The sequence below is a fragment of the Legionella pneumophila subsp. pascullei genome (assembly GCF_900637585.1).
Taxonomy (GTDB): Bacteria; Pseudomonadota; Gammaproteobacteria; order Legionellales; family Legionellaceae; genus Legionella; species Legionella pascullei.
In genome coordinates this window covers 3,140,523-3,162,500 of the sequence record NZ_LR134380.1, presented here as the reverse complement: position 1 = coordinate 3,162,500, position 21,978 = coordinate 3,140,523, and the positions used below count along the sequence as shown (strand labels likewise).

Genomic DNA, 21,978 nt, shown 5'->3' with positions numbered 1-21,978 from the left:
ACTGACCGATAGTGAACCAGTACCGTGAGGGAAAGGTGAAAAGAACCCCGGAGAGGGGAGTGAAATAGAATCTGAAACCGTTTGCGTACAAGCAGTGGGAGCATTTCTTCGGAGGTGTGACTGCGTACCTTTTGTATAATGGGTCAGCGAGTTACTTTCAGTGGCGAGGTTAACTGAATAAGGGAGCCGTAGAGAAATCGAGTCTGAATAGGGCGATAGTCGCTGGGAGTAGACCCGAAACCGGGCGATCTAGCCATGTGCAGGATGAAGGTTGGGTAACACCAACTGGAGGTCCGAACCGGGTAATGTTGAAAAATTATCGGATGACGTGTGGCTAGGAGTGAAAGGCTAATCAAGCCCGGAGATAGCTGGTTCTCCCCGAAAGCTATTTAGGTAGCGCCTCGTGAATGATTACTGGGGGTAGAGCACTGTTTCGGCTAGGGGGCTGTCATGGCTTACCAAACCGATGCAAACTCCGAATACCGGCTAATTGAATCACGGGAGACACACGGCGGGTGCTAACGTCCGTCGTGAAGAGGGAAACAACCCAGACCGCCAGCTAAGGTCCCCAAGTACTAGTTAAGTGGGAAACGATGTGGGAAGGCATAGACAGCCAGGAGGTTGGCTTAGAAGCAGCCACCCTTTAAAGAAAGCGTAATAGCTCACTGGTCGAGTCGGCCTGCGCGGAAGATGTAACGGGGCTAAAACTAGTCACCGAAGCTGCGGATGTGCGCGAAGGCGCACGTGGTAGGGGAGCGTTCTGTAGGCTGAAGAAGGTGGATTGAGAAGTCTGCTGGAGGTATCAGAAGTGCGAATGCTGACATGAGTAACGATAATGTGGGTGAAAAGCCCACACGCCGGAAGTCCCAGGTTTCCTGCACGACGTTAATCGGAGCAGGGTGAGTCGGCCCCTAAGGCGAGGCTGAAGAGCGTAGTCGATGGGAACCAGGTTAATATTCCTGGACTTTTTATAAGTGGTGAAGTGGGGACGAAGAAGGCTAGGTGAGCCAGGCGTTGGTTGTCCTGGTACTTGCATGTAGGGGGGAAGACTTGGCAAATCCGGTTTTCCATAACTCTGAGGTGCGAAGTGGTTCTGACCTTTTGGTACAGAGAAGTCATTGATGCCCGGCTTCCAGGAAAAGCTGCTAGCCATAACTTATAGAGAACCGTACCGCAAACCGACACAGGTGGACAGGTAGAGAATACTAAGGCGCTTGAGAGAACTCGGGTGAAGGAACTAGGCAAAATGGTACCGTAACTTCGGGAGAAGGTACGCCCTTTCTGGTGATGGGATTTACTTTCAGAGCTGGAGAGGGCCGCAGAGACCAGGTGGCTGCGACTGTTTATTAAAAACACAGCACTCTGCAAATTCGTAAGAAGACGTATAGGGTGTGACGCCTGCCCGGTGCCGGAAGGTTAATTGATGGGGTTATCTTCGGAGAAGCTCTTGATCGAAGCCCCGGTAAACGGCGGCCGTAACTATAACGGTCCTAAGGTAGCGAAATTCCTTGTCGGGTAAGTTCCGACCTGCACGAATGGCGTAACGATGGCCACACTGTCTCCACCCGAGACTCAGTGAAATTGAAATCGCTGTGAAGATGCAGTGTACCCGCGGCTAGACGGAAAGACCCCGTGAACCTTTACTATAGTTTTGCACTGGACTTTGATGATGACTGTGTAGGATAGGTGGGAGGCTGTGAAGTGAGGACGCTAGTTCTCATGGAGCCGCCCTTGAAATACCACCCTGTTGTTATTGAGGTTCTAACTTGGTCCAGTAATCCTGGATGAGGACAGTGTATGATGGGTAGTTTGACTGGGGCGGTCTCCTCCCAAAGAGTAACGGAGGAGCACAAAGGTACCCTCGGTACGGTCGGACATCGTACCAAGAGTGTAAAGGCAAAAGGGTGCTTGACTGCGAGAGTGACGGCTCGAGCAGGAACGAAAGTTGGTCTTAGTGATCCGGTGGTTCTGAATGGAAGGGCCATCGCTCAACGGATAAAAGGTACTCCGGGGATAACAGGCTGATACCGCCCAAGAGTTCATATCGACGGCGGTGTTTGGCACCTCGATGTCGGCTCATCACATCCTGGGGCTGAAGCAGGTCCCAAGGGTATGGCTGTTCGCCATTTAAAGTGGTACGCGAGCTGGGTTTAGAACGTCGTGAGACAGTTCGGTCCCTATCTGCCGTGGGCGTAGGAAAATTGAGAGGAGCTGCTCCTAGTACGAGAGGACCGGAGTGGACGAACCTCTGGTGCACCGGTTGTCACGCCAGTGGCATGGCCGGGTAGCTAAGTTCGGACGGGATAACCGCTGAAAGCATCTAAGCGGGAAGCCTCCCTCAAGATGAGTTTTCCCATGAAGCCCGTTGAAGACTACGACGTTGATAGGCAAGGTGTGGAAGCGCAGTAATGTGTGAAGCTAACTTGTACTAATTGGCTGATTGTCTTGACCATATAATCTGAGTCACTTCAGAATATAAAATTGAATTGAATGCGTACAACGCATCGTGTAAACTCGGACTCTTTACCAAACCTGTGGCTTAATCGATAGCAATCAAAGCCTCAGGTAAACCAGTTTTCCTGGCGACTATAGCGATTTGGAACCACCTGATACCATCTCGAACTCAGAAGTGAAACATTTCCGCGCCAATGATAGTGTGAGGCTTCCTCATGTGAAAGTAGGTCATCGCCAGGGTTTTATTCCTTATAGCGGCTTTTATGCCGCTTTTTCCTCCTTATGCAATTATTCTGCTATTAATTAAATACTCTATTGACCAAACCACAATCTGATATCAAAATAATCCTTTTTCTATTAGTAAGCATAACATCATTTTGAGGTATTCCAGTTCAATAGTATTGATAGAGAGTGCTTGTTGTTTCAATTTTGGTTTAAGGATAGGCTGCAGACTTTAATGTTAGTACAAGACATTCGTAGGTTTCTTGATGAATTGAGGGAATCGAAACCTATTCTTCCCTGCGATAAAAGATTATCAACTATTTTACTAGAGCGTTTCTCCCATAGAGAACGTCAGGAAGAGTTAACTTCTGATGATATTCAATTTATTTTGCAATGTTTTGGCGAGCGATGGATTGCTGACTCAGAGAGTGATTATCTGCTTTATCCTTCTCGGGCAAACCAGATTTGGGTCAAATTGGCCCATGAGATAGAGCCATTAACAGATAAAAATTATTTGCAAATCTTACTACCCCATATAACTAATCAGTTTGATTTTAATAATTTAACTCCACTGACTGAAACTGTTCGATTGGAAAATTTTTATCTTGGATATGATGGAAAAACTCTATATAGAAAAAGAGGATTATGTGAGCATTTACTTAATAATCAGTTTGAGTTATCCACCTGTAGAACGCTAAAAACCAAACAATTTGAGTTCATTACTATTGAAGAATTAACAAGGTTGTATAGAGGGAAATATTGTAACGGGGAGTTTTCTATTGATAAAGAAAAGTTTGATAATTTTTGGGATTTTCTATGTAAAAAAACTTTTCCTCGAATGCAATCGAAAGGTCAAATTCCATTAGAAGTAATACCTCACTTGCTTATGCTAATTGAAAGCTACTATCATTTAAAAACTTCAGGTGAAGATATTAAATTATTTACAGCTGAGGTGCAGAAATTTTTTAAAATATTATATCAGTTTGAATTAGAGAATATTAATTTTCTCTATGGAGTTAGAGTTCCATATCATGGGAAAGAAGTTTATCTATCAGAACTTTTTATTTTAATAAATATGGCGCAATCTTATGATGTAGATGAACAGTTAAAAGCCATAGCGAGTTGGTTGTATCAGTTTAATCCAACATTAAAAGCTGTAAATAAGGAATTATTACCTTTATATACGGAATTGGAATCAAAAAGGCAGTTAAAAATACATTTAGAAGAAGGGGTAGAAACCAGAAAAGATAACTTGATGTATCGTATTAAAACTTTTCTGCTTTCTCTATTTGTTATCCCATTCGAAATTTTTCCCTTTTCAGGCAAAACAATCAGTTTTTGGGATATTAAAAATGTAATTTTTTCAGAAGGAGAAGAGATCTATAATCAATTTGCCCCTTTCTTGATGACAAATAAGTCAGACAATTTAATTTCAATTTATAAGAAGACAATAGATGAGCATATTATCCCTTGTCAAAAGAATAAACACATTTATAAATGGCTGACACACTACAAATCAACCCTGGATTGGTACCATCTTGTTGAGATGGGTGATTTATCTAAAATGGATGTTTATTGGTTTGAGCCGGAGTTATTATTTCATGTTTTAGTCCATTTTAGGTTGATTAATAAATCATTAGGCGAAAAAATAGTTCATTTTTTAGATGAATTAATCCATACCTATGCTCAAAATAATAATGAGCTGCAAATTCAACTAAGAGTCAATATTTTATTTTCCAAGTTCTTGAGGAGTTTGGATGAGCAGCAGAGACGAAAGTTAATTTTAACTTTGTCATTGTATGATCCTGCCGATGCCAAAAGTAAATTTTTAACAAACTGCGTTAATTATGTGACAAATCGATTAAGTCAAATTAGTATGCATCAGTCAGACAGCTCCCCTAAATTTTTTAGCACTTATCAATGCATGGATAGTAAGAAATTATTAATTAGTAAAACAGATTTAAGGCATGTGAGCGCTATTTTAGAAGCTTTTAAAGAAATGCTTCATTCGTTAGAAGAGCGTTGTAATCCTGATCAATTGGAAAATATGCTCATTTATCTGCGAAATATAAGTCGCCCTATATTGACGGTGGCGGAAATAGAAGAAGCGCAAGAATCAGCACGAGTTATAGATTATATCGGTGCTCCAACCTGACTTAATTATTAACTACTGCTGTTGCATATCAATTAGAATACCAGCGGGGAATGCACAAAACGCTATGAATCCTGCTTTAGCCCCAACAACAAGTGCTGCCCTGCGTTGATGACTGTTTACCTATTTGAGGAAGGGACTTTTGTTTACTCTTTTGAACTATTAAATTGCGCACATAATTTTATAAAGTTTTCATATCTTTGGGTTGAAATCTTCCCTTTTTTTAGCGCGTCAATGATCGCGCATTGGGGGGTATCAATATGTGTGCAGTTGCGGAACTTGCATTGGGACAAATAAGGTTTGAATTCTTTATATCCTTGAGCAATCGTAGAGCAATCAATATCCCATAAGCTGAATTCCCGAACTCCTGGTGAGTCTATCAAGGCGCCGCCACTAGGCAGATGATAATAGCGTGAATTTCTTGTAGTATGTTTGCCTAATTCTGAAACCATCGATATCTTATCGATTGCAATATTTTGCTCATGTGGCAATAAACTTGAAATCAATGAGGATTTCCCTACCCCTGATTGACCAACAAAAACACTGATTTGATTATTTAATGCTTGTTTTAATGGTAGTATTGTATCTGGAATTTGATTGCTGGCCATGATAACGGGATAGTTTAACGATTGATAGTCTGTTATGAGTCGATCCTGAAGTGTTTGACAGGCAAGATCAATTTTATTGAGAACAATGACTACGTGCAATTGAAGTATCTCTGCCATAATCAAATAGCTGTCAAGTAATGGCCAACTGATCTCTGGTTTTGGGGCAACAACTACAACCAGCTGAGTGATATTTGCTGCAACGGGTTTTTTTAACCCTTTCTGACTGGGTCTTGCCAGTACGCTTCCTCTGGGATAGAGGCTCACAACAACCCCTTGTTTCTCACCTTCTATCTGCCAGATTACTCTATCACCAGCAACTAGTGTGTCAAGATTAGGCCTGATAGAACAAAGAATTCGCTTTCCTTCATTGTCTTCAATTTCTGCATGCCTGCTAAATCGGGTAATGACTAAACCATCAGCCAGGTTATCGGAGTTATTTCCCTTGCTTTCATGGTAGTTTTTCTGGATTTTAGCTATACGAGCAGATTGTTGTTTATTGATTCGTCTTTTACTCATAGTGTCAATCTATACTATAATTGATGCGATTAATGATACAGTATGAAGGTAAATCATATTTAATGAAAGTCTACTTGGTGGGTGGTGCAGTTCGTGATCGATTATTAGGAATTTCTGTCCAGGAACGGGATTGGGTCGTCGTTGGAGCAACACCAGAAGAATTATTGAAAAGAAAATATAGGCAAGTTGGCCGGGATTTTCCTGTTTTTTTGCATCCTGAAACAAAAGAAGAATATGCCTTAGCGAGAACAGAGCGTAAATCAGCTCCAGGATATTATGGGTTTATTTGTGATTTTAGTAAGTCTGTCACGTTAGAAGAGGATTTGGCGCGACGGGATTTAACGATTAATGCAATGGCTATGGATGAGCAGGGGCATTTAATTGATCCTTATCAGGGACAGCGAGATCTGGAAGAGAAATTATTACGTCATGTGTCCCCCGCTTTTGTAGAAGATCCTGTTCGAGTTTTGCGTGTTGCCCGTTTTGCCAGCCGGTTTTATCATCTTGGATTTAGAATAGCAAATGAGACCCGTTTATTAATGTATTCTATGGTTAAACGAGGTGAATTAGCTCATTTGATTCCTGAGCGTGTTTGGCAAGAATGGCAAAAGAGTCTTGAAGAAAAGAATCCCGAACATTTTATACTATCTTTACGATCCTGTGATGCATTAAGAGTGGTTTTGCCAGAAATTAACTCATTATTTGGAGTGCCTAATCCGCATCAATATCATCAAGAAATAGATACCGGTATACATTCATTAATGTCATTAAGGGCATCATCTGACCTGAGCGAAGAACCATTAATACGATTTGCTGCTTTGGTTCATGATTTGGGTAAAGCATCGACACCAATTCAAGCTTGGCCTAAACATCATGGACATGAAGAGGAAGGTAGCAAACTGATTCGCGCTTTATGTGCTCGTTTGCGCATCCCTAATGATTATCGCGATTTGGCTGTTACAGTGGCACGTTTTCATTTGAATATTCATCGGGTATGCGAATTGCGTCCAAACACAATAGTCAAGCTTTTAGAGCAGGTAGATGCTTTTAGACGACCTCAATTATTTCATAAATTATTAATTGCTTGCCAAGCTGATGCCGAGAGTTGTGGTAAAACAGTGGTCTATCGCCAAACTCAATTATGGAATGAAATATTATCTGAATGTGTTAAAGTGACGCCACAGCCTTTTATTGCACAAGGTTATGAAGGTAAAGCGATTAAGGAGGCCATGCATCAAAGTCGTGTGGCTTGTGTAAAGCGAATTTTGACTTCTTGGAAATCAAATGAAAAATAATCAAAATTTAATTTGGATTGATTTGGAAATGACTGGCCTTGAGCCAGAACAAGATAGAATTATAGAAATGGCTACGATTGTAACCGATCCACAACTTAACATTCTCGCAGAAGGGCCAGTCATAGCAGTATCTCAACCTAAAACCCTTCTTGACAGTATGGATGCATGGAATACAAAGCAACATAATCAGTCAGGATTGGTGAAGCGAGTATTAGAGAGCGATGTCAGTGAATCCCAAGCGGAGCAATTAACGATTGAATTTTTAAAGCAATATATTGATAAGGGGAAATCACCCATGTGTGGCAATAGTATTTGCCAGGATAGGCGTTTTTTATATAAATATATGCCTGAGTTAGCAGCCTATTTTCACTATCGGAATTTGGATGTCAGCACATTGAAAGAGCTGGTGTTACGTTGGCGCCCAGAATTAATGAATGGAGTAGTTAAGGAATCAAAACATCTTGCTTTGGATGATATAAAAGATTCAATCAATGAGCTGATTTATTATCGACAACATTTTATTCATTTGCCGGAAGTACAAAATGACAATTAGAGAACGTTTGGAATTACCTGATGGTGCTAAAAAATTATTACTTCATTCCTGTTGCGCTCCTTGTTCAGGTGAGGTGATGGAAGCGCTAATTTTTTCTGAGATTGACTTTACTATATTTTTTTATAACCCCAATATTCATCCTCTCCAGGAATATGAAATAAGAAAAGAAGAGAATGTTAAGTTTGCCCAAAAGCATAATATTCCCTTCATTGATGCCGATTACGATAAAGAAAATTGGTTCTCACGAGCCAAAGGATTAGAGTGGGAGCCAGAAAGAGGCAAGCGTTGCACAATGTGTTTTGATATGCGATTTGAAAGAACAGCGCTTTATGCACATGAGCATGGCTTTCCTGTTATCAGTAGCTCTCTGGGTATTTCCCGTTGGAAAGACATGAACCAGATCAATGATTGCGGGGTACGGGCAGCAAGTCATTATCCTGATTTAATCTACTGGACTTATAATTGGCGTAAGAATGGCGGTTCTGAAAGAATGTACGAAATTGCCAAAAGAGAAGCGTTTTATAAACAAGAATATTGTGGTTGTGTTTATTCTTTACGAGATACGAATGCATGGCGCAAACAAAATACAAGAGATCGCATTAAAATTGGAATTAATTATTACTCTAAAAGTCAGGGCGAAGGAGAATTATGAGTAAGCATTCGCATGATGGAGGACACCATCATCATGATCATGGAGAAGTGACCTATGATAAGGCTTTTATAATTGCAATCACCGCGAATGGACTTTTTGTTGTGATGCAAATTATTTTTGCTTATTTAGCGAATTCTACCAGTTTGCTGGCAGATGCTTTTCATAATTTAGGTGATGTAGTAGGACTGATTTTGGCATGGATAGCAACGGGATTAATGAAACGAAAACCTACCCATAAGGCAACTTATGGGTTTAAAAAAACCTCTATTTTAGCGGCATTGGCGAATGGCACATTATTGGTGTTTACTTGCGGGATTATAGCGTCAGATGCAATGTATAAGTTATTTTCACCAACAGAAATTCAAGCTGTTTCTGTGATGATAGTGGCTGGTATTGGTATAGTCGTGAATTTCTCTACAGCGCTCTTGTTTTTACGGGGTTCTGATGATCTTAATATTCGAGGGGCTTATTTGCATTTGTTTTATGACGCATTGATCTCGGTAGGCGTTGTTTTGTCAGCGGCTTTGTTATACATGACAGGTTGGTTATGGATAGATCCCATTGTTGGGCTATTAATCGCCTTAGTGATTTTAAAGGGAACCTGGTCATTATTTGCTGATAGTTTCAGATTAATTATTGATGGTGTTCCCCGCGATATATCCTGGATTAAAGTCAGTGATTTTCTTCTGGCTATACCTGGCGTAAAATCTATTCATGATTTACATATTTGGGCAATCAGTACGAAAGAAAACGCACTATCCGTTCATTTATTTATGCCCGAGGAACCATTATCTGATGACTTGCGTAGAGAGCTGGTTGAAAAATTAAAGCATGATTTCAGCATTCAACACGTCACTATTCAGGTTGAAAAAACAGAAACGGAATGCAATGACGCATGTCATAATCCCAGGATAATCATTTAATGGGTGCAGGCTAGGAGCCTCCCAGGGTCATTTAGTTTCTAATTGTTTAAGATAATTCATCTTTTGTTATCAACTCCAGACCTTTTTTATAGCAAGAGCCACTGGATAAGGGATCGTTTAGTTTTTCATGGAGTTTGCCAAGCTCTATGAATGCTGCAGGGGTAGGGTTTAGTTCAATAGACTGTTCAAGATAATGTTTGGCTTTTCCCCATAAATGTCGAGAAAGGCACATCCTCCCCAAGCATAAGTATAAAGTGGCTGAGTGAGGATTTTTTTTGAGTAAGGATTCAGCAAATAACAATTGATTTTCTTCACAAGGAAGCAGGCTATAAAGCTCAATTAACCTGTTATCCAATTCTTTGCGAAGGCATCGCCTTAGATGATATTCTGCTTGATCATAATTCTGATTCTTAATCAGGAAACGGGCATATTCTGCGGTAATCGCTGTATCGTTAACTAGTGCCCTAGGCAGAGTCTGATACAATTTGGCAATGCCTTCTGATTGATTGTGTTTTGCCAAATCAATCATGGCTTGCAAATAAGTATTTCGTTGTAATTGTTCAAAAGCTCTATCTGAAATAATATGATTCTTTTTTAAATCAGGCAAAAGAGCAATCAACTGTTGCCAATCTTTTATTTCTTCGTAAAGATTCATTAATAATTTTAGGACATATGGATGGCGTGGTGCCAAATCTTGAAGGTGTTTTAATGTGGCAAGTGCCTGTTCCCATTGGTGATTAGCCAATTGTAATTGTGCCTGGGTTAACTCGACAGCAATTTTCGCTTCGGGCATAGACTGTTGTGCTTCCCTAAGATAATGATCACGAAGCTTGCTATCCCCCATTTTTTGAGCAGCTCTCGCTGCAGTTAAATAATTAAGTAAAGGCGTGTCGGTGTTTGGCAGGGCTTGTATTAAATGATTTTTTGCTTTTTGCCAATAGCCCTCACTGTATTCTATTAGTCCCTTTCGAGTCGTGGCTTGAGCTTTTTGTGCCAAGCGTCGTGAGTGCCATTTATTTATCATACCTGGCATTCTTGTAATTTTATTGCAAAGTTGAGCTAGGCCATAGATTAAAAAAAACAGAAAAAACAAACCAAAAAAAGAAGCCCATAAGGTGGTTTCTATAGTCCAGTTATTAATAGATATTAATACATAACCCGGATCCTTATTGAGTTGTATACCAAGGAATACGGAGAGTAGTAAAATAATAAAAGCAAACAGGACTCGTATCATTCTTTATTTTCTCCTTTTTTACTGTTTGCTTCATCGATCAGTAATTCTTTATTGTCAATCATTTGATTGATTAGCGGGATGGCTTGGCCTACGACAGGTTTTTCCTGAGTTAATTTTATATTTTGCAGATCATGCAGTTGCTTAACCAAAACGGCTGTGTTGTGGGAAGATGCATTAAATACTCTTTTAAGATTCGTAATGGCTTGATTTAAAGCGAACTGGTAGACTGCGGAATTATTATTTAGAACGGCCCACTGTGCTTCCTGAAGATTAAGCCGGATACTTTCTTTTATTGCAGATTCATATAAAGGAGAGATAAGTGGTTGCATATTCTCATTGTGACGACGAATAACTACCAATTTTTCCAGAAAATTCACACTGTCTTGCAGTCGACTTCGCCATCCGGTTTTGCCAGACTCATCAGAAGTTGCGATATGGTTTGGCACTTCCTGTTGCTGAACCAATGATGGAATGGAAAGATTATTGATAGCCGCTTGAGATGCGTCCAATTGGCTTAAGATCCCTGTAATATCAACAACAGAAATTGATTTTAGTTGGGCAATTTCTTTGGCAATTGTCTGGCGAATGGTAAATACTTTGGGAATATTCATACCTTTCAGCAGATCATCAGCCTGCTGTAAAAGTGCGACAGAGGTATTAAAATTATCACTCCAATGAACATTAATTTGGGCTAATTCAAGATAATAACGCGCTTTTAAAAGAAGCCAATCATTATTTTGATACAGTTTTTGCTTCATAGCGGTTTGTAACTCTTTATTCAAGCTATCCATTTTATTTGTTAAATTACTCTGGATTTGCCGAAGATGGTTGGCATTGTTATCTATGAGCTTTTGGACTGCCTCTTGATCTGCTTTTATTCTACCTAATTCATCGGTTAACTTTTTGTTTTCAATACGCTGATGGTTTTGAAATTGTTTGTCCAATTGAATGGAATAAATAGAAGTGATGATAGCGAGGACAGCCAAAAGCAATGTCACACTGATTATTAAGGATAGGTATTTACTACCAAAGAAAGGGGCTCTCTCATGTGGATTGATGTTGGGCTCAACTTCGGCAGTTTGTTGTGTTTGAATTGTCTTTTTCTGTTCTTCATTGCTATTGGCCATGGATTAATCCTTATAGTCAAATAACGTACCTATCATCCTTTCAGGATGGCTAATAAGAATCTTTTTAATTCCAAGTAAAGAAGCTACCTTTGCAAGTCGGTCACTAATGACCAGGCAAGGTTTGTTTTGTAACCACATTTGCCCCTCTATGCTAAACATTTTAAAAAGATTATGTATGGACTGCTCACTTGTTAACAGTATAATGTCCACCAGGTCATCGCGCCACAGAGAATTAAGAAATTCTTGGTCGATGTTTGGCATGACTCGCTTATAGACTGATAGAATACATAACCTGGCGCCCTTAAGCATTAAATATTCTTCAATCAGTTGCCGCCCTCCTTCGCCTTTCACAAGCAGAATCGTCTGATTTTTTATTTGTTGCAACGAATTGAGAGTCAATAAATGCTCGCTGTCAGGTAAGTCGGGGATATCGCTAACCTGGATATTGAATTCATTGAGCATCCTTGATGTGCCTTTACCAATAGCAGTTACTCGGATGCTATTTGGCCAATTGATTCTTTTTGAAGTCAGCTCCATCATGAAATAACGAACTGCATTTGGACTGACAAAAATGGCCTGATTTACTGAAATCAAATCAGGTAATTTATTTATCCAATTGGTTTCTGATGCCACTATGTCCATCGAGGGGCAGTTGACGGGGATTCCTCCAGACTCGATAATTTTTTTATTAAGTGCTTGTGCTTGCTCTCTTGGTCTTGTGTTTAATATGCGAAGACCGTTAAGTGATTTGGTCATGATGGTATCGTACTCAGTAAGGTCATTGCTCCTTTAGTTATTAATGCTTGAGTACATCTGTCTGCAATAAGCTCAGCTTCTTCGATTTTCCCTTGTTGCTTGTCATCAATGATTTGAGAACCATTGAGATTAAGTACTTTTGCTTTCAAAAGGAGTTGGTTTTCCGCGGTAACGGTACAATAAACAGCAAAGGGTATATGACAATTGCCACCTAGCTTGGCGTTGACTCGCCGCTCGGTGTGGACACAAAGAGCAGAAATCGGATCATTTAAGCCATGAATCAGTTTCTGGAGCTCCAAATCGTCAGTTCGGCATTCAATACATAAAGCGCCCTGACCGCAGGAAGGCAGCATAATGTCATCGGGTAGGAGTTGCGTGATGAGATGTGCTAACCCCATTCTTTCCAAGCCTGCAGCAGCAAGAATAATGGCTTGATACTCCCCTGACTCCAGCTTGCTGAGTCTTGTATTGATGTTTCCTCTTAATGTTTTGATTTGCAAATTGGTTTTGTAAGCCAATAATTGAGATTGGCGTCTAAGACTTGATGTACCAATAATTGCGTTTTTGGGAAGGGCATCCAGAGTCTTAAATTGGGGACTTATTAAAGCATCTAAAGGGTTATGCCTTTTGCAAATGGCAGCCAATGAGAGGCCTTCCGGGAGTTGGGCTGGCATGTCTTTAGTCGAATGAACTGCCAGGTCCGCTCTTTTATCCAATAATGCTTCTTCTAACTCCTTAACAAATAACCCTTTCCCGCCTGCAGATAATAATTTATCTTTAAGAAAGCGATCGCCAGAGGTTATCATGGGTAATAACTCAATGCTTAGATTTGGCCATTGCTTTAAAAGCATTTCCCGTACATGATTAGCCTGCCATAGTGCGAGCGGGCTTTGCCTCGTTGCAATTCGTATGATTTTTGAGCTCATGGAATAGACGGTATTTGTTCTATGAACAAAGATCATAACATTGATTCTAATTCAAAAAGAACCCCATTAAGATAATAGATACGCAAATCTTGTCAGAACATTTATTTTAATGTGAGCATTTCATACTGATTTGAGAATTAGATCATAGCTCATGCATAACGCCTCTATTTTATGTTAGGCTTTTCCAATATATAAGGTAGCCAAAATCAGGGGAGTTTTTTAGCTTGATTTAAGGATAAGGAATGTCACAATTTAAAAAAATAGTGAAACATTTAGATGAATCAATGCAGCGTAGTTTGTCTAATTCCGCTCATCAATTAGTTGCAGTTGGAGCAATAGCTTTTGTGGGATTTCCTTTATTTTATGTTATTTGGGCTTTTTGGTTACCGCAACCTTATGAAAACCTTCCACTCCGTCTCATTGGAAGCCTGTTAGGCTTGGGATTGATGTTTACTCCCTATTGGCCATTAAAGTGGAAGCAATATTTATCCTGGTATTGGTTTCTAACTCTTTTGTTTACGTTGCCTTATTTTTTTACTTTTTTATTTTTAATGAATCAAGCAAGCGTTATTTCTGCGATGTCTTTGTTGTGTGGTGTATTTTTACTTGTATTGCTTGTTGATTTATTGAGTTTGTCTATTGTGCTGATACTGGGGTTCAGTTTGGCCCTTGTAAGTTATTATCTCTATTCCCCGCAAATGTATTTTGGAGAAGAACACATACAAATGACATTGGTGATTATTTTTACCATTATTGCGGGATCTACCTTAAATTATAAAACAGCCATGTTACAGCAACAAAAACTGGCAGGTATGGCTGCAGCAGCTGGTATGATTGCGCATGAGTTACGTTCACCATTGTTAGGAATAAAGAGCGGTGCTCAAGCCTTAGTCCAATACCTGCCAAGATTAATTGAGGGTTATCAATTAGCTAAAAAACAAGGGTTAATTTCTTCTCCTTTGCGTGAAAGATTGTTGTTGCAGCTTGGAGGAGTCAGCAATCGCATTGTCAGTGAAATTGATTATGCCAATACGATCATTGATATGTTATTAGTCAAGGCAAGTCGCGATAATATTTTGCAAAATTGTATATTAGAAACTTGCTCTATCGCGGAATGTTTGTCTGAAGCTATCACCAGATACCCATTCCAGTCACCAAGGGAAAGAACATTAATCACATGGACTGGTGATTTTCAATTTAAAGGCTCCAAGTTATTAATGCAGCATATTTTATTTAATTTAATAAAAAACGCACTTTATGTCATCGCTATGGCCCAGCGTGGAGAGATTAATATTTGGACTGAGTCTGGTGATAAATATCATTATTTGTATTTTAAAGACACGGCAAAAGGAATGACCAGACAACAATTAAACCGATTATTTAATCATTTTTACACCACTACCTTTATGGGAACAGGCATTGGTTTATCTTTTTGTAAATTGGTTATGAATGCGTTCGGCGGTGATATTGTTTGTGAATCCAAAGAGGGGGAATATGCCTTGTTTATACTGAGCTTTCCAGGTTCAGTTTAAAGTGGGTTATCCCTGTGACTCTGTTCTGCTAGAGTTTGACAGTTTTTACCGAGATGGCGATAAAGATGTATGTCCAACCGGTCACAATCAATTCAATCGCAATAAAAAGTCCAATGATCCATAGCCCGCTAACAGGCCATTGCATTAAAATTAATATTCCAAGAATAATGGCGGTGACTCCAGCCAATAATAACCATCCCCAACCCTTGGAGTCTTTTAAGGCAAAAGCCATAATCATTCTAGTGAGCCCAATGACAATCAGCACTGCTGCCAGAAATGCTGTGATTAGAGTGGATGCTAAAAAGGGGTCATACAAGACAATACACCCCCCTGCAATATACAATACTGCAATGAGCGCTTGCCATATCATTCCTTTCCATTCTTTGTATTTAAACACGTCTATAATGTGACTTATTCCCCCAATAATTAATAAGGCACCAAAAAAGAACATGCTTACCAAGGTTAGGCCAACCACCATTCCAAGACCCACACAGCCTAGAATTAGAAAGAATATTCCAAATCCTAAAATCCATCCCCAGTTACGTTTTAACTGATTCACCGGAGGTTGGTAAAATTCTTGTGAATTAGCCATATCAATATCCTTTTTTTGATTGCTTAGCTGAGATAAGGTGCTTATTTAATAATATAGACTTATATTCAATAAATTGTCTAATTTTGAGCTTTGGTTTGAAGAATGTTTCCCTTGAATATTCACTGCAAAAAAAGCCAATGTATATAAAACGTAAATAATTTGGTTATAATAAACAATCATGATACTTTATTCACAAATTAGCCAGGCTTTGATGATAGGGTCATTGGCTATTAGAAGTTCATAGATAAGGATATAACTTTGGAACGTTTTGCTCAGGAGGAGCTATGCAACATTTCTCAATACCTACCTGTTACTTTCCAAGTACTACGGTTTTTGTCGACGACAGTCGGGATTTCTTGCTTAATTTCGTATTGCAGCTTGATGAGGGTTTGGCTTACCGTGTATTTGATTCGCCTTTTGATGCTTTAGATTGTATTAAACAAAAGCGCTGTGAACTTGAATTATTAAGCGAACGTTGCATCAGTGAATACACAGAAGCCAAAAATTGCCCGCTAACCAATCATACCATTAATCTTGATTTGGCTGCTATTCATGCAGAAGTATATAATTCTCGACGATTTTCTGAAATTTCCGTCGTGGTTGTTGATTACGCAATGCCAGGTATGGATGGATTAGAATTTTGCAGGCGAATTGAAGATACTAATATTAAAAAAATACTATTAACTGGGCAAGCAGATGAGAAGCTCGCAATCGCTGCTTTTAATGAAGGATTAATTCATAGATACATTAAAAAAAGTGATCCGGATGTCGCCAGTCTTATTACTCAAAGCATCCATGATTTGCAGTTACAATATTTTCAAAGCATGTCTGACATGATTGTACGGATGCTCTCGGTGACATCCCCTAATTGTTTACATGACAAAAAATATGCTGAGCTATTCTGGCGTTTGTGCAGAGAAAAAGGAGTTGTTGAATTTTATCTAGCCGATAATTCAGGCAGCTTTTTAATGCTGGATGATGATGCCAATATCAGTTTTTTAATCGTGAAAAACGAAGCAGATATGCAATTACATTATGATTTGGCTTTAGATAATGGAGCGAGCGGGGATGTATTGGATCAATTGTACAACGGAGAAAAAATTCCCTGTTTTTGGCAATCTAATTTAGTGACACCTCAATGGAATGAATGGTCGAATTGTTTGGTTCCTGCCAATCGATTTGTTTCTGATGAAACCTATTTTTATGCTTATGTGCAGGGGGCTGTTTTGTTTGATGTGCGGTTGGATAAAATTCTTTCCTATCATCAATACCTGGAAGAGTTGGATGCAGAGGAAATGTTTCTGAATTAATATGAATTCCATATAAAGGTCACATAATTATTATTTTAAATAGTAACTGTTTAAAATGAGCAGCCAATATTTGGAAATCCTGTTAGTTCCCTTTAAACAAAGGCATTTCGGGTCTTTTTCTTGCAAGATTGGCCAGGCACTCAACAACTCTGAGCAAATCCGATTTTTCGTGATGTACGCCGATAGATAAACGAATCAGACATTTATTTTTGGGGGTGGCAGGTGAACAGAATACCGCTCCAAAGAGCTCTTCTTTTTCTAACTCATCCCTTAACCAAAGCGTATTATCCTCGCTTCCAGTTACTAAAGGGACTATTTGCGATTCACTACCCCCAATATTAATTCCCTGGCATGATAAGGCTTCCCGTAAAAATTCAGCATTCGTTTGTAATTTTTTTCTTCTCCATTCTTCTTGCGTAATAATTTCCAATGATGTGCCAAATCCTGCCAAATCGTGAGGCATTAAAGCCGAGCTGAAAATGGAAGGTAGAGAGGAATATCTTATATATTCTATAAGTTTCCTATCTCCTGTAATGAGTCCTCCTCGTCCTGAAAAGGCTTTGGCCAGGCTTGCTGTTAAGATGTCTATTTGGCTTGATAATCCCAGTTTAGCAACCATCCCTTTGCCTTGCGGCCCATGAGTCCCTAATGAATGAGATTCATCGACGATGAGCAAGCATTTAAATTTTCTTGCAATTTCCGCATAGTCAGCCAATGGGCTAATTGTGCCTAGCGTACTATAAATAGAGTCTACCGCAATAATTCCTGGTCCATGGTGTTCAATCCGTTTTTTTAGTGAATCGATTGAATTATGCCGAAAAGGTATGGGTTTGGCTCTCGCTGCTTTTACTCCAGACCAAAAAGACATGTGGGCATAAAAATCCAGGTACACTGGTGTATTATACTTAGCCAGGGTTTGTATGAGACCAACGTTAGCGCTCCAGCCTGATTGAGTTAGCAAGGCTGCAGAATAATTTAAAAAGGAACTGAATTTTTTTTCACATTGTGTGAGCAAGAAAGAATCATTGTTTAAAAATACGGCGGATTGCATTTGACCATTACCATATTTTTGCATTGCTGCAATTTGAGCGTTAATTAATTGCGGATGTTGACTGATGTTTAAATAATCATTGCTCGAAAAAATCAGTGAATTTGCAGTTGGAGTTTTGCCGTTGAGTATGTGTTTCCCTCGCCAGGATTTATTGACTCGATCCTCGTAATATTTTTCCATGGAAATGCTGATGAACTCAGGATAAGCATGGCGTTGATGTTCTTCTTCTCCATTGACATATTGAGTTTTGTTATCACTTGTCAGGTATTCTGTATTGCTCATCCATAACTCAGATTCTTTTCCCTTGTTCGCAGTGTAGCACAATGGTTAATAGTGAAAGGATCTTTTCAGTAAAAGTCCAGGTATTAATTTCAATATACAAGTCCTGATGTTATAAATCGTTGGGCTGATTAAAATCTTTCTGGAAAAAAAAGTCACTTATCGGTATGATTTTTAAATTGGTTATTAGGAGATGGACAAATATGAGGTTGAATATTGCGCTGATCTTGTCTTTTTTTTCAGTCATGCTTTTTGCAATGGACGAGATGGATGAGCAACAAATTTTACAAAGAATTCAACCGGTCGGTAAAGTTAGAGTTCAAGAGGAGCAGGGTAATAACGTAGAAGTTGATGCCACTAAAACAACTGCTGTTGACTCCAAAAATAAAAAAGAACCAGGCCAAGAGATATATGATAAATACTGTTCCGTATGTCATAGGGATGGATTGGCAGGGGCACCTAAATTTCAATCGGAGGCCGATTGGAAACCTCGTTTGGCAGGTAAAAAAATAGATGATTTACTCGCTTCTGCAATTAAGGGGTTGAATGCTATGCCAGCAAAAGGTACTTGTATGGACTGTACTGATGCTGAGCTAAAAGCCGCGATACAATATATGTTACCGAAATCATGAAAAAGCTTACTTACAGAAAAATACAATCTTTGCAGGCGATTATTACAGTATTTGTAATATTCGCTTCATTTTACCTTGAGTATGCGGTCGGATTACAACCATGCCCTTTGTGCTTGATGCAACGAATTTGTGTGTTTATTTTGTTGGGTTTAATGGGGTTGTCTCTGGGAACCTTGAAAAAAGCGCATATAGTAAGCTTGATGCAGTTTCTAGTCGCTTGTGCTGGTTTGTATTTCTCTTCAAGACAATTGTGGTTGCAATCTTTACCATCCGAACAAGCCCCTGCTTGCATGCCTGGTCTTGACGTATTAATTCAGTATTTTCCATGGCAAACAGTTGCTAAAGCCCTATTTTGGGGAGCTGGGGATTGTGCTGAAGTGACGTGGACTATGTTTGGTATTTCTATGCCTGGATGGGCTGCCATGTATTTTATTTTTATGGCGATAATGGGGCTTTTTTTATTTTTTCGAACTCGTACGATTAATTAATTCCTGGTATTAAATGCGCGCTTTCGTTATCATTCCCCGTTTTATTTAGTTATTTCTGCGAATGAATACTTTTTCATGTGAGGTATTGTACCAGCATTCGGGTACTAAAGCTCGTGTTACACGTGTGGTTACGCCACATGGTGAATTTATAACCCCAGTATTTATGCCAGTTGGAACCCGTGCAGGGGTCAATAATATGATGCCGTCAGAACTATCTGCTGCGGGCACTCAAATTATTCTGGGGGGTAACACCTATCATATGCTATGTGCTCCTGGCATGAAGGTAATAGAAAATGCCGGAGGGATGCATCGGTTTATGGGTTGGCATGGCCCTATGTTAACAGACAGTGGTGGTTTTCAAGTTTTTAGTTTGTCCAAGAATAAGGAAATTTGTTCTATAGATGAATCCGGTGCTCATTTTAAATTGCCTGGCAGTAAAGGCATTATCCATATGACCCCGGAAATGTCTCTTGAGACCCAGAAAATAATTGGTGCCGATATTATAATGGCGTTTGATCAGTGTACCCCGGATAGCTGCTCCAAAGATGAAGTAAGTCAAATCATGTTGCGTACCCATAGATGGCTAAAACAATCGATTGACTATCATCAGCAATATCCAAACTCTCGATACGGATATAAACAAGCTTTATTTGGTATTGTCCAAGGAGGAGTTTTTCAAGATTTACGTCGGGAAAGTGCCGATTTTGTTTCTGCAATGAACACGGATGGAATTGCAATAGGTGGAGAAACCGTAGGTTTTGATATGAATACTACGGTGGAAGTCATTCGTTGGGTGCATGAGTATCTTCCGGACAATAAGCCACGTTATACTATGGGGGTTGGAATGTCGCCTCAAGATCTGTTGGATGTGGTGGCAGAAGGTATCGATATGTTTGATTGTGTCGCACCAACACGTAATGCCCGGCATGGTGCTTTGTATTGTGGTAAATTAGTAAGAGAAGGGAATTGGCTAAAATTTCAAAGTGAACATGAAAATGAACGAATTCAAATAAAAAAATCATGTTTTGCTGATGATTTGGCACCTGTTATGGAGAGTTGTTCTTGTTATACTTGTCTTAATTATTCAAGGTCCTATTTGCATCATTTATCAAAACAAAAAGCTAATTTATTTACTGCTCTGGCAAGTATCCATAATGTTCATGTTCTGCATGATGTTTGTAATCAAATGCGTCATTTGATAATAAATTCCTAAATTATTTAATATTAAGAGGTGAAATAATGGTTTTAATTTCTACATCCAAGGGAGATATTCATATTAAATTAGATACAGAAAATACGCCTTTAACTGCAGAAAATTTTCTGAATTATGTGCGTAAAGGTTTTTATAATGACACGATTTTCCATCGTGTTATCGATGGTTTTATGATTCAAGGTGGCGGTTTGAATGCAAATATGGAGCAAAAAACAACGGCCTCTCCAATTGAAAATGAAGCAAAAAGAGCAAAACCCAACAAACGCGGAACCATCGCGATGGCTAGAACTATGGATCCCCATTCAGCGACAGCTCAATTTTTTATTAATGTTGCTGATAATGGTTTTCTGAATTACAGCGGCGAGCATCCACAAGGTTATGGTTACTGCGTGTTTGGTGAAGTAGTTGAAGGGATGGATGTGGTTGACGCTATTGCTAAAGTGAAAACAGGTCAACGAAATGGTCATGCTGATGTCCCTGTAGAAGAGATAAGCATCATTGAGGTGAGAGAATTGGTTTAGTGAGAAAATGCACTGCTGAAATAGTATAGGTTTTCCATGGCAAAAGAAGGATTTTTTCTTTCATTGCATCCCCGGCGTGGAGAAGGGATCTTCGTTATACACTCGGGGAGCTACATTCGCAAAAAAGTGAGATTTTTCAGGAACAAGATGTCATGGGAGGCATCTTTGTTGAGATTAGCATGAATACCAAGCATTCTTAATGAAAAATCACGTTATTTTTTTCGCTTCTTTATACTCTCTGAGTAATCAAAAATTGGAATTTCAATATGAAAAAAAATAGCCAATAAACGGGCGGTAAAAATGCATAACAAAGTGATAATGATATTTAAATTATGTGGGACATGAAAAAAGTCTAAAGTTATAAACAGCAGTGCGCCAGCCAGGGCAATAACAGCATATAATTCTTTTCTTAAAACCAAAGGAATGTCATTACATAAAATATCTCGCAACATTCCCCCGCAAATCCCGGTAATCATGCCACTGAGTACCGCAACGCTTGGCGACATGCCATGGGCTAGAACTTTTTGTGTGCCAATAATAACAAACGTTGAGAGGCCAAGGGCGTCAAGAATTAAGAATACTTTCATTATTCTAACCAGTGAATGAGCAATAAAAATGGTTAGAAAAGCACATACCGAGGTATATAAAAGGTACTCAGGGTGAGCTACCCAGGTTAGTGGATAAGTGTTAAATAATGTATCCCTGACGGTACCTCCTCCTAAAGCAGTGATAGAAGCGATAAGCATGACTCCAAAAAAATCCATTTTTTTACGCCCCGCGGCTAATGCTCCTGTAATCGCTTCTACACAAATCCCCAGAATAAAAAGATAATGAAGTAACATATAATTTGCTGTCGCTTAAAAAGACAATGATAACACTAATAGTACAAATGAAGAAATGCTGTACTTCGACTAGAATTTAATAGTAAGGTTCCAATTATTT

19 protein-coding genes and 2 rRNA genes (1 of these 21 cut by a window edge) are annotated in these 21,978 nt (G+C 39.3%); 13 read left to right on the top strand and 8 right to left on the bottom strand.

The annotated features are described in order from the left end of the window. From EL201_RS14255 to EL201_RS14245, 3 genes are all read left to right on the top strand, one after another. Positions 1-2,453 (top strand): 23S ribosomal RNA (locus EL201_RS14255) (it extends 440 nt beyond the left edge of the window). Between the two features lie 125 nt (positions 2,454-2,578). Continuing rightward, a 5S ribosomal RNA gene (gene rrf / locus EL201_RS14250) occupies positions 2,579-2,694 on the top strand. Between the two features lie 217 nt (positions 2,695-2,911). After that, positions 2,912-4,831 (top strand): hypothetical protein, encoded by a 1,920-nt coding sequence (locus EL201_RS14245; RefSeq protein ID WP_032828937.1) that lies wholly within the window; start codon positions 2,912-2,914, stop codon positions 4,829-4,831. 143 nt (positions 4,832-4,974) lie between these two features. Here EL201_RS14245 and rsgA read toward each other — a convergent pair whose 3' ends face one another. Continuing rightward, a complete protein-coding gene (gene rsgA / locus EL201_RS14240; RefSeq protein WP_027222885.1) occupies positions 4,975-5,952 on the bottom strand; it encodes a small ribosomal subunit biogenesis GTPase RsgA in 978 nt (325 codons plus the stop codon). Positions 5,953-6,014: 62 nt separating this feature from the next. Here rsgA and EL201_RS14235 point away from each other — a divergent pair, with 62 nt between their 5' ends. From EL201_RS14235 to EL201_RS14220, 4 genes are read left to right on the top strand one after another with little or no spacing between them, the layout of a single operon-like run. Then, on the top strand, positions 6,015-7,247 hold the full coding sequence (locus EL201_RS14235) for a multifunctional CCA addition/repair protein (protein ID WP_027222884.1): 1,233 nt from the start codon (positions 6,015-6,017) through the stop codon (positions 7,245-7,247). Next, positions 7,237-7,800: an oligoribonuclease gene (gene orn / locus EL201_RS14230; protein WP_027222883.1), complete on the top strand. Its 564-nt coding sequence runs from the start codon at positions 7,237-7,239 to the stop codon at positions 7,798-7,800. Before EL201_RS14235 ends, orn begins: the two co-directional genes overlap by 11 nt. Further along, positions 7,790-8,452 (top strand): epoxyqueuosine reductase QueH, encoded by a 663-nt coding sequence (locus tag EL201_RS14225; RefSeq protein ID WP_027222882.1) that lies wholly within the window; start codon positions 7,790-7,792, stop codon positions 8,450-8,452. The genes orn and EL201_RS14225 overlap by 11 nt, the downstream gene beginning before the upstream one ends. Continuing rightward, entirely contained in the window at positions 8,449-9,375 is a 927-nt protein-coding gene (locus tag EL201_RS14220) for a cation diffusion facilitator family transporter (protein ID WP_027222881.1), read from the top strand. Before EL201_RS14225 ends, EL201_RS14220 begins: the two co-directional genes overlap by 4 nt. 46 nt (positions 9,376-9,421) lie before the next feature. On the opposite strand, the gene EL201_RS14215 is transcribed toward EL201_RS14220, so the two are convergent. From EL201_RS14215 to hemC, 4 genes are read right to left on the bottom strand one after another with little or no spacing between them, the layout of a single operon-like run. Continuing rightward, positions 9,422-10,609 (bottom strand): heme biosynthesis HemY N-terminal domain-containing protein, encoded by a 1,188-nt coding sequence (locus EL201_RS14215; protein ID WP_027222880.1) that lies wholly within the window; start codon positions 10,607-10,609, stop codon positions 9,422-9,424. Next, positions 10,606-11,736: a uroporphyrinogen-III C-methyltransferase gene (locus EL201_RS14210; RefSeq protein WP_027222879.1), complete on the bottom strand. Its 1,131-nt coding sequence runs from the start codon at positions 11,734-11,736 to the stop codon at positions 10,606-10,608. Before EL201_RS14210 ends, EL201_RS14215 begins: the two co-directional genes overlap by 4 nt. Before the next feature lie 3 nt (positions 11,737-11,739). After that, complete coding sequence (locus tag EL201_RS14205; protein ID WP_027222878.1) at positions 11,740-12,492, bottom strand: uroporphyrinogen-III synthase; 753 nt, start codon at positions 12,490-12,492, stop codon at positions 11,740-11,742. Then, complete coding sequence (gene hemC, locus EL201_RS14200) at positions 12,489-13,418, bottom strand: hydroxymethylbilane synthase (RefSeq protein ID WP_027222877.1); 930 nt, start codon at positions 13,416-13,418, stop codon at positions 12,489-12,491. The genes EL201_RS14205 and hemC overlap by 4 nt, the downstream gene beginning before the upstream one ends. A 242-nt stretch (positions 13,419-13,660) precedes the next feature. Here hemC and EL201_RS14195 point away from each other — a divergent pair, with 242 nt between their 5' ends. Next, positions 13,661-14,950: a sensor histidine kinase gene (locus tag EL201_RS14195; protein WP_027222876.1), complete on the top strand. Its 1,290-nt coding sequence runs from the start codon at positions 13,661-13,663 to the stop codon at positions 14,948-14,950. 28 nt (positions 14,951-14,978) lie between these two features. Here EL201_RS14195 and EL201_RS14190 read toward each other — a convergent pair whose 3' ends face one another. Beyond that, a complete protein-coding gene (locus tag EL201_RS14190) occupies positions 14,979-15,542 on the bottom strand; it encodes an HdeD family acid-resistance protein (protein ID WP_027222875.1) in 564 nt (187 codons plus the stop codon). 284 nt (positions 15,543-15,826) lie between these two features. Here EL201_RS14190 and EL201_RS14185 point away from each other — a divergent pair, with 284 nt between their 5' ends. Continuing rightward, positions 15,827-16,852 carry a response regulator gene (locus EL201_RS14185; protein ID WP_027222874.1) on the top strand — a complete coding sequence of 342 codons (1,026 nt, stop codon included), beginning with the start codon at positions 15,827-15,829 and terminating at the stop codon, positions 16,850-16,852. Between the two features lie 82 nt (positions 16,853-16,934). Here the strand turns inward: EL201_RS14185 and lqsA are convergent, their stop codons facing one another. Then, the gene (gene lqsA, locus EL201_RS14180; protein WP_027222873.1) at positions 16,935-18,185 is read right to left on the bottom strand and encodes a quorum-sensing autoinducer LAI-1 synthase LqsA; all 1,251 of its coding nucleotides are present in this window, start codon (positions 18,183-18,185) and stop codon (positions 16,935-16,937) included. A 200-nt stretch (positions 18,186-18,385) separates the two neighbouring features. Here lqsA and EL201_RS14175 point away from each other — a divergent pair, with 200 nt between their 5' ends. The 4 genes from EL201_RS14175 to EL201_RS14160 all read left to right on the top strand — a co-directional run bounded on the left by EL201_RS14175 (position 18,386) and on the right by EL201_RS14160 (position 21,036). Then, positions 18,386-18,814: a c-type cytochrome gene (locus tag EL201_RS14175; RefSeq protein WP_027222872.1), complete on the top strand. Its 429-nt coding sequence runs from the start codon at positions 18,386-18,388 to the stop codon at positions 18,812-18,814. Continuing rightward, entirely contained in the window at positions 18,811-19,302 is a 492-nt protein-coding gene (locus tag EL201_RS14170; protein WP_027222871.1) for a disulfide bond formation protein B, read from the top strand. The genes EL201_RS14175 and EL201_RS14170 overlap by 4 nt, the downstream gene beginning before the upstream one ends. A gap of 61 nt (positions 19,303-19,363) precedes the next feature. Then, positions 19,364-20,515, top strand: coding sequence for a tRNA guanosine(34) transglycosylase Tgt (gene tgt / locus EL201_RS14165; protein ID WP_027222870.1), 1,152 nt, complete (start codon positions 19,364-19,366; stop codon positions 20,513-20,515). A 26-nt stretch (positions 20,516-20,541) separates the two neighbouring features. Next, on the top strand, positions 20,542-21,036 hold the full coding sequence (locus EL201_RS14160) for a peptidylprolyl isomerase (RefSeq protein ID WP_027222869.1): 495 nt from the start codon (positions 20,542-20,544) through the stop codon (positions 21,034-21,036). Between the two features lie 212 nt (positions 21,037-21,248). Here the strand turns inward: EL201_RS14160 and EL201_RS14155 are convergent, their stop codons facing one another. Continuing rightward, a complete protein-coding gene (locus EL201_RS14155) occupies positions 21,249-21,878 on the bottom strand; it encodes a trimeric intracellular cation channel family protein (RefSeq protein WP_027222868.1) in 630 nt (209 codons plus the stop codon). Positions 21,879-21,978 lie beyond the last annotated feature (100 nt).